This window comes from Chamaesiphon sp. VAR_69_metabat_338 (genome assembly GCF_031423935.1).
Taxonomy (GTDB): domain Bacteria; phylum Cyanobacteriota; class Cyanobacteriia; order Cyanobacteriales; family Chamaesiphonaceae; genus Chamaesiphon.
In genome coordinates this window covers 1-2,608 of record NZ_JANPGM010000382.1, presented here as the reverse complement: position 1 = coordinate 2,608, position 2,608 = coordinate 1, and the positions used below count along the sequence as shown (strand labels likewise).

The window sequence follows — 2,608 nt, the reverse complement described above, 5'->3', positions numbered from 1 at the left end:
CCGGAATAGCAGACCATCTGTTGTTAATGGCGCGACATTATCTGAACGAACTCGGCCTTGATTTGTAATTTTGCTACCACTGAGCCATGCCGTTGCTTTATCCCTCCACTGTGGATCGTCAACTACGGCAGGTATGATTTTTACACATGAAAGATAGTCGTTTTGAAACTTGACAAGAAATATCTGCGCTTTATCGAGTATTGCCTGCTCTGTATTTCCTAGCCCTTCTAAGAGTTGAGCATAAAGTGAAAAAGGAACGTGCAAATAAAGCGTGTAGCTTGTTGTGCCACCGTTCCAATCGTCGTAGCCTGTTTCAACAATTTCGGGTGTCGAGTAAGTTAAAACTGCAACCTCTTTGGCGGCAGCATCTGCTATGAATAAGCACGCTAATGTACCGAGAATTGCTTCAGGGTCAGCGAAGAAACGACTCTGCATGTTTTGGCTCATAACTGCTAACTATTTATTATGCGGAAACTTTCCGTCTATTCCCTAAATTTTATTCGATGGCAATGCTTCGATCGTGACAGAACCGCCTTCTATTGCCTGAATCCGTAAATCATAGCCTCGCAACAATTGCATCCCAATCAGAGGCATGGTTTCTGACTCATTAATGTCAATCGTGCGATATTGCCCATCCCAGATTACAACCGCAATATAAACTTCAAAAATACAGGAAGTTCCATCTCCCAATGTTGCGACATCGCGCCCCTTCCAAATTAGATCTAGAGACTCGATTGTACTAAATGGGAGAGTTAGAAAGCCCGAAAACCCCGTGTCAATTACTGCATCAACGAGTTGAGTTCTAGTATCATTCTTCACCACGATTGGCAGAATTGCCTCGCAACTCTGATTTACCACGCCATGTATCATACGGATTTTTTTAGACTCCGCGCCCCAAAATGGTAAACTGCCTGATGTCCAATGCGGATAAACCATGTTTGAGCATCGGGGACTCTGCTAAGAAGATGCTCTGATGCGGTTACAATACTGTCGGCGATTTCAAAGGCTCCGGTTTCGATATCTATCGCCACAATTTTGCCATGATTACCTTCTTCAACTTGCGATCGAATCTGTGAATCATAAAGTGCATCACCGCGCTGGGCAAACTCTTCCTTGCTATATCGGGGCTGTCGGATTGCCATAGATTTGACTTTATTTCCACGCTGCTTCTACATTTTAACTCGATCGCGGAGCGTCCGCTTTGCAGAATCGGTAGCGATGTTAAGGTGGTAAGTATCGGATTTGCTTTGAGCGGTCAGAATCTGAGGCACAAGCAGTAGAAATAGTTGATTATCACTAATTTGGAGAACGTCATCATGGTTCGTATTCCCACAAATCGTCCGCCGACTCATCCAGGCGAAATGCTGCTGACCGAATTTTTGGAACCTTTGGGCTTAACCCAAAAACATTTGGCGGACAGTATTCATGTCCCATATCAACGGATTAACGAAATTATCAATGGCAAACGTGGTGTCACCCCCAGTACCGCCCTGCGACTAGCGAAGTTTTTTGGTGTCTCTAATGACTTCTGGTTGAATTTGCAGTTGCGATGGGATCTGTATCATGTCCAAAAACAAGAAGGGGAATCGATTACCTATGGTAGGCTACGCCAACGAACAAATTCAAGTTTTTAGCAAAGCTTCCTGATTTTGAATACTCATAAGGGATGAACCATGACTTCTTTTAGTGTTAAATCATCTAGTTCCGAACCAGAGAGCATCGAACATTTGAATCCAGTCGCCGCACGGATGATGTTAGCCGCATTCCCGACTCACGTTCGAGAGGCGTTTGAACGACGAGCCAAGGAAATCGATTATCCAATCGAAGCGGTTTTAGAAATGGCAATCGCGGGTTTTCTCGTTCGCGTAGCGTCCGCTTTGCGGAATCGAGAAGCTTTAAGTTTTATAGACTGTCAACCGCGCTACTAAGTTTATTGATATGGGGTGGACACTGACAACCAGCTAGGTTTCAGGAATTTCTGGGACTCAGATTATAGCAGCATTGCAATTTCTACATAGCCAAAATATAGTGCTAATGCAATTAAAAATAGACTATAAAGACGAGTCAAAATTAGAGTGGGTAAATGCAGAGCCAGTTGACTTCCTAAATAGGTAAAGGGAAAAACGCCAATCGCCAACCATCCCGTCAACACCCAATCAATGTGTCCCAGAGCAGTGTGAACGATCGTTGACGGTAATGCCATCAGAGCGACAGTTGCCAGGGAAGTCGCCAAAGCAGCCCTTAGCTCTAGCCCGATGCCCAGTTGGTAGAACGGGACGAGCAGCAATCCACCACCGTTAGCTAGCAATCCATTAATTAGCCCCACCAGCGGCGAATAGTATGGAATGATGCGCCGATTTAATTGCGCCCTCGGTTCGGGCACAGCTCGACTGCGGAATTCACTCAACCCATAGGCACCCACGCCGAGAATAAACAATGCCGTTAATAGCATCAGAGTAGTTGCGGGGATAAATGCTGTGAGCCAAGCTCCAACAAGCACTCCAGGACAGCCCCACAAGCTGGTCAAGACAGCAATTCGCCAATGAATCAGGCGATCTTTTTGATAGGCGATCGCGCCTCCGATCGCGCTGGGTAACGTTAGTGGGAG

Annotated in this window: 5 protein-coding genes and 1 pseudogene; 2 read left to right on the top strand and 4 right to left on the bottom strand. The window is 45.7% G+C overall.

What is annotated here, in order from left to right; genetic code table 11:
* From RMO84_RS10680 to RMO84_RS10670, 3 genes and pseudogenes are all read right to left on the bottom strand, one after another.
* Positions 1-435 (bottom strand): annotated as a pseudogene (locus RMO84_RS10680) (hypothetical protein); the annotation flags it as partial.
* A 54-nt stretch (positions 436-489) separates the two neighbouring features.
* Positions 490-870: a clan AA aspartic protease gene (locus tag RMO84_RS10675; protein ID WP_310488444.1), complete on the bottom strand. Its 381-nt coding sequence runs from the start codon at positions 868-870 to the stop codon at positions 490-492.
* Entirely contained in the window at positions 867-1,142 is a 276-nt protein-coding gene (locus RMO84_RS10670; RefSeq protein ID WP_310488443.1) for a hypothetical protein, read from the bottom strand. The genes RMO84_RS10675 and RMO84_RS10670 overlap by 4 nt, the downstream gene beginning before the upstream one ends.
* Before the next feature lie 174 nt (positions 1,143-1,316).
* On the opposite strand from RMO84_RS10670, the gene RMO84_RS10665 reads away from it, so the two are divergent.
* Together RMO84_RS10665 and RMO84_RS10660 are read left to right on the top strand one after the other, a co-directional pair.
* On the top strand, positions 1,317-1,634 hold the full coding sequence (locus RMO84_RS10665; protein WP_310488442.1) for a HigA family addiction module antitoxin: 318 nt from the start codon (positions 1,317-1,319) through the stop codon (positions 1,632-1,634).
* A 39-nt stretch (positions 1,635-1,673) separates the two neighbouring features.
* Entirely contained in the window at positions 1,674-1,928 is a 255-nt protein-coding gene (locus RMO84_RS10660) for a hypothetical protein (protein ID WP_310488441.1), read from the top strand.
* 62 nt (positions 1,929-1,990) lie between these two features.
* On the opposite strand, the gene RMO84_RS10655 is transcribed toward RMO84_RS10660, so the two are convergent.
* The coding region (locus RMO84_RS10655) for a sulfite exporter TauE/SafE family protein (RefSeq protein ID WP_310488440.1) at positions 1,991-2,608 on the bottom strand (618 nt) is incomplete at its 5' end.